The sequence below is a fragment of the Mycobacterium sp. TH-M15 genome (genome assembly GCF_057473705.1).
In genome coordinates, this window is the sequence record NZ_JBYCLB010000667.1 from 1 (window position 1) to 5,364 (window position 5,364).

Below are 5,364 nucleotides of genomic sequence, written 5' to 3' on the forward strand. Positions count from 1 at the left end.
CGAATCCGGCCTGACCCGCGTCGGCTCCAGCTACGACCTGTGTTTCGCCTTCCTCGCCCACACCGGCCTTTCTCTATGACCGTCGATCACTCTATTACCGAAACATCTTTAATCCGGCGGTAACAGCGACACCACCAAGTCTTAACGGACCCGCGGCGGGCTTCGCGGGGTTGGTAGCGTCGCGCCGGTGACCCCGCCAGGAGACGCCGCAGCGCTGCTGGGCGACGCCGCGTTCGGCGGCGCGCCCGGCACCTGGCCGCTGCCGAACGCCACCGCACCGGATCAGCTCTGGCTGCGGGCGGTGGCCGCCGGCGGGCAGGGCCGACTGGCCGGCGCGCGCGCCGATCTGGCCGCGCTGCTGCGGGTCGTGCCGTCCGGACCGTTGGCGTCGCTGGCGCACAGCACCCGGGGGTCGCTGCTGCGCCAGCTGGGCTGGCACGACCTGGCCCGCGGCCATGACGGCCGGGCGCTGCTGCTGGCCGGTGCCGACCCCGAGGCCCGCGCCGATGCGCTGATCGGGCTGGCGGCCGACGCGCTCGGGGTGGGCCGGTTCGCCGCGTCGGGCGCGCTGCTGGCCCGGGCTGGCGAGCCGCCGGTGAGCAGCCCGGTGGATCGGGTCGCGGTGCGGCGGGCCTGGGTGGCCGCCGAGCTGGCGATGGCCACCGGCGACCGGGAGACCGCGCTGCGGGAAGCCGAACGGGCGGTGGAGTACGGCGCACGTTGCAGGTCGGCGCGGCATCGGGTCAAAAGCGAGCTGGTGTGGGCCGCGGCGCTGTGCTGCGCGGGCCGGCCGGGCCGGGCGGCCGCGGTCGCCGATCCCGCGCTGGACGCTGCCGGACGCCTGGGCCTGGTCCCGCTGCAGTGGGCGCTGGCCTGCCTGCTGGCCGATACCGGAAGCTCAACCCGCACGACCGAAGAGCTGCAGCACACCCGCGACCGGTGCGCCGAGACGGTGCGCCGGCGCGGCGGCAGCTGGCGTCAGCGGTAGCCTTCGGCGTCCGACGTGGCCCCGTTCAGCGACGCGTCGGCGTAGCCGCGGCAGTAATCCCAGGTGACGTAGGTGTCCGGCTCGGGGTCGTAGGCCGGCTCGTGCGGCCGAACGGTGCCGTCGACCAGCAGCTGCAGCAGGTTGGACCGGAGCATGTCCCAGTCGTGGTAGTGGTCCTGCTGGCAGTCGTCGCAGCAGACCACCAGGCCGCGAATCCCCCGGTGCGCCAGCAGCGCCTCGTACACGGCCAGATCGGCCAGGTCCGCCTCGACGGCGGTCCGTTCCTGCGGGTCCAGGGGCTGGCCCGGTTCGATGGCGTCCAGCACCGAAGACGGATCGTGCGGGTCATCGGCGAACGGGTCGGGCGGCAAACCGGGTGGCAGGTGGTCACGCACGCCTATCAGGGTACGCAGTCCGGTCGGCGGAATGCCAGCGGACGGCGGTATACCGCGGGGCCGACGGAGCGGCGTGCTGGGCGGGTGCGCGATCTGCGATCCGATTAGGATGGGCTTCTCACCCCGGCCGCGTAGTGGAGGCTCCGATGCCCGTAAGTGACGCCAGCGCCCCGCCGATCAGTCCGCGTCCGGCTACCGGCGGCCCGCGTGTGGACCCGCCGGCGACCGGTGGGGACAACCCGACCAAGATCGCGATGTTGGGGCTGACCTTCGACGATGTCCTGCTGCTGCCGGCGGCCTCCGGCGTGGTGCCCGCCGCCGCCGACACCTCCAGCCAGCTGACCAGGACCATCCGGCTGAAGGTGCCGCTGGTCAGCTCGGCGATGGACACCGTCACCGAGGCGCGGATGGCGATCGCGATGGCCCGGGCCGGCGGCATGGGGGTGCTGCACCGCAACCTGCCGGTCACCGAGCAGGCCGGCCAGGTGGAGATGGTCAAGCGGTCCGAGGCCGGGATGGTCACCGACCCGGTCACCTGCTCGCCGCAGAACACGCTGGCCGAGGTGGACGCGCTCTGCGCCCGGTTCCGCATCTCCGGGCTGCCGGTCGTCGACAGCGATGGGCAGCTCGTCGGGATCATCACCAACCGGGACATGCGCTTCGAGGTCGACCAGAACAAGCCGGTCGCCGAGGTGATGACCAAGGCGCCGCTGGTCACCGCTCAGGAGGGGGTGACCGCCGACGCCGCGCTGGGCCTGCTGCGCCGGCACAAGATCGAGAAGCTGCCGATCGTCGACGGCCACGGCAAGCTGACCGGGCTGATCACCGTGAAGGACTTCGTCAAGACCGAGCAGCACCCGAACGCCACCAAGGACAGCGACGGCCGGCTGCTGGTCGGGGCGGCGGTCGGCGTCGGCGACGACGCCTGGGTGCGGGCGATGACCCTGGCCGACGCCGGGGTGGACGTGCTGATCGTGGACACCGCGCACGCGCACAACCGGGGTGTGCTCGACATGGTCGGCAAGCTCAAGGCCGAACTGGGGGAGCGGGTGGACGTGGTCGGCGGCAACGTCGCCACCCGGTCCGGGGCCGCCGCGCTGGTCGAGGCCGGCGCCGACGCGGTGAAGGTCGGGGTCGGTCCGGGGTCGATCTGCACCACCCGGGTGGTGGCCGGGGTGGGGGCCCCGCAGATCACCGCCATCATGGAGGCGGTGGCCGCCTGCGGCCCCGCCGGGGTGCCGGTGATCGCCGACGGCGGGCTGCAGTTCTCCGGGGACATCGCCAAGGCGCTGGCCGCCGGTGCGTCGACGACGATGCTCGGCTCGCTGCTGGCCGGTACCGCCGAGTCGCCGGGTGAGCTGATCTTCGTCAACGGCAAGCAGTTCAAGAGCTACCGGGGGATGGGCTCGCTCGGTGCGATGCAGGGGCGCGGCGCCGGCAAGTCGTACTCCAAGGACCGCTACTTCCAAGACGACGTCCTCGCCGAGGACAAGCTGGTGCCCGAGGGTATCGAGGGCCGGGTGCCGTTCCGCGGCCCGCTGTCGACGGTGATCCACCAACTCACCGGCGGCCTGCGGGCGGCGATGGGCTACACCGGCTCGGCCACGATCGAGGCGCTGCAGTCCGCGCAGTTCGTCCAGATCACCGCCGCCGGGCTGAAAGAGAGCCACCCGCACGACATCACCATGACCGTCGAGGCCCCGAACTACTACATCCACTGACCGAAAGGGCCTCGCATGCGTGACTTGGTGGAGATCGGCATGGGCCGCACCGCCCGTCGCACCTACGAACTCGCCGACGTCAACATCGTCCCGTCCCGGCGCACCCGCTCGTCGAAGGACGTATCCACCGCCTGGCAGCTGGACGCCTATCGGTTCGAGATCCCGGTGCTGGCCCACCCGACCGACGCGCTGGTGTCGCCGGAGTTCGCGATCGAGCTGGGCCGGCTCGGCGGGCTGGGGGTGCTCAACGGCGAGGGGCTGATCGGCCGGCACGCCGACGTCCGGGAGAAGGTGGTCGAGGTCGTCGAGATGGCGGCCAAAGAGCCCGAGCCGGCGGCGGCGATCCGGCTGCTGCAGCAGCTGCACGCCGCCCCGCTGGACCCGGAGCTGCTCGGCGCGGCGGTGGCCCGCATCCACGACGCCGGGGTGACCACCGCGGTGCGGGTCAGCCCGCAGAACGCGGCGGCGCTGACCCCGGCGCTGGTCACCGCCGGGATCGACCTGCTGGTGATCCAGGGCACCATCGTCTCGGCCGAAAGAGTGGCCTTGGATCGGGAAGGGGCCGGCGAGCCGCTGAACCTCAAGACGTTCATCGCCGAGCTGGACCTGCCGGTGGTGGCCGGCGGGGTGCTCGACCACCGCACCGCGCTGCACCTGATGCGCACCGGGGCGGCCGGGGTGATCGTCGGCTACGGCTCCACCTCCGGGGTGACCACCTCCGACGAGGTGCTCGGGATCAGCGTGCCGATGGCCACCGCGATCGCCGACGCCGCGGCCGCCCGCCGCGAGTACCTGGACGAGACCGGTGGCCGCTACGTGCACGTGCTGGCCGACGGCGACATCCGCTCCTCCGGGGACCTGGCCAAGGCGATCGCCTGCGGCGCCGACGCGGCCGTGCTGGGCACGCCGTTGGCTACCGCGGCCGAGGCGCAGGGCGACGGCTGGTTCTGGCCGGCCGCGGCGGCCCACCCGTCGCTGCCGCGCGGGGCGCTGCTGCAGGTCGCCTACGGCGAGCGGCCGTCGCTGGCGCGGGTGCTCGACGGCCCGTCCGACGACCCGTTCGGTTCACTGAACCTGGTCGGCGGGCTGCGCCGGTCGATGGCCAAGGCCGGCTACTGCGACCTCAAGGAGTTCCAGAAGGTCGGGCTTACCGTCGGGTCCTGAGCACCCGACCGCTGCCGCACCCGAGTGTGCGGGTGCCGGCACGGGTACCGGCGCAGACAACCACACCCACGGGCCGACCAGCCGCCGCGCAGTTCCCGGTGCGCACGATCAGCACCGTCGCCGTACGCTCGACTGCGTCGCAGGTCCATACTGATGCGATGGAGCCGGATCACCAGCCTGACTACGACGTCCTCATCATCGGGTCCGGGTTCGGCGGCAGCGTCAGCGCGCTGCGGCTGACCGAGAAGGGTTACCGGGTCGGGGTGCTGGAGGCCGGCCGGCGCTTCGCCGACCAGGACTTCGCCAAGAACTCCTGGCACCTGCGGGACTTTCTCTGGGCGCCGAAGCTGGGCTGCTACGGCATCCAGCGGATCCATCTGCTCAACAACGTCATGGTGCTGGCCGGCGCCGGCGTCGGCGGTGGCTCGCTGAACTACGCCAACACGCTGTACGTGCCGCCGGAGCCGTTCTTCGCCGACCCGCAGTGGGCGCACATCACCGACTGGCGCGAAGAACTGGCGCCGCACTACGACCAGGCGCGGCGGATGCTGGGGGTGGTGAAGAACCCGACGTTCACCGACGCCGACCGGGTCTTCAAGGAGGTCGCCGACGAGATGGGCTTCGGTGACACCTTCGTGCCGACGCCGGTCGGGGTGTTCTTCGGCCCCGACGGTGCCAGCGGCGCCAAGGCGCCGGGCACGACGGTGGCCGACCCGTACTTCGGCGGCGCGGGGCCGCGGCGCACCGGCTGCATCGAGTGCGGCGAGTGCATGACCGGCTGCCGGTGGGGTGCCAAGAACACCCTGGTGAAGAACTACCTGTACCTGGCGGAATCGGCTGGCGCACAGGTACACCCGATGACCACGGTCACCTCGTTCGAGCAGCGCCCGGACGGGCTCTGGCAGGTCCGGGCGGCGCGCACCGGCCTGTCGCCGCGGCGCCGGCACCGAACCTTCACCGCCACCCAGCTGATCCTGGCCGCCGGCACCTACAACACCCAGAAGCTGCTGTTCAAGATGCGAGACCGGGGCAAGCTGCCGAGGCTCTCCAACCAGCTGGGCGTACTGACCCGCACCAACTCCGAGTCGATCGTCGG

At 72.2% G+C, this 5,364-nt stretch carries 5 protein-coding genes; 4 read left to right on the top strand and 1 reads right to left on the bottom strand.

Going from position 1 to position 5,364, the window contains the following annotated elements:
- The first annotated feature begins 214 nt into the window (after nt 1–214).
- Nucleotides 215–988 (top strand): hypothetical protein, encoded by a 774-nt coding sequence (locus AC2VNT_RS16300; RefSeq protein ID WP_486947846.1) that lies wholly within the window; start codon nt 215–217, stop codon nt 986–988.
- On the opposite strand, the gene AC2VNT_RS16305 is transcribed toward AC2VNT_RS16300, so the two are convergent.
- A complete protein-coding gene (locus tag AC2VNT_RS16305; RefSeq protein ID WP_486947844.1) occupies nt 979–1,383 on the bottom strand; it encodes a DUF5319 domain-containing protein in 405 nt (134 codons plus the stop codon). The genes AC2VNT_RS16300 and AC2VNT_RS16305 overlap by 10 nt on opposite strands.
- A gap of 254 nt (nt 1,384–1,637) precedes the next feature.
- On the opposite strand from AC2VNT_RS16305, the gene guaB reads away from it, so the two are divergent.
- From guaB to AC2VNT_RS16320, 3 genes are all read left to right on the top strand, one after another.
- Complete coding sequence (gene guaB, locus AC2VNT_RS16310) at nt 1,638–3,104, top strand: IMP dehydrogenase (RefSeq protein ID WP_486947847.1); 1,467 nt, start codon at nt 1,638–1,640, stop codon at nt 3,102–3,104.
- Between the two features lie 24 nt (nt 3,105–3,128).
- Nucleotides 3,129–4,268 (top strand): GuaB3 family IMP dehydrogenase-related protein, encoded by a 1,140-nt coding sequence (locus AC2VNT_RS16315; protein WP_486947848.1) that lies wholly within the window; start codon nt 3,129–3,131, stop codon nt 4,266–4,268.
- A gap of 158 nt (nt 4,269–4,426) precedes the next feature.
- Nucleotides 4,427–5,364, top strand: a 938-nt coding sequence (locus tag AC2VNT_RS16320) for an FAD-dependent oxidoreductase (protein WP_486947845.1), incomplete at its 3' end; no start/stop codon positions are given.

Bases quoted from the DNA above. Each gene is read 5' to 3' on its own strand.
- guaB (WP_486947847.1), top strand. From the start codon at position 1,638: ATGTTGGGGCTGACCTTCGACGATGTCCTGCTGCTGCCGGCGGCCTCC.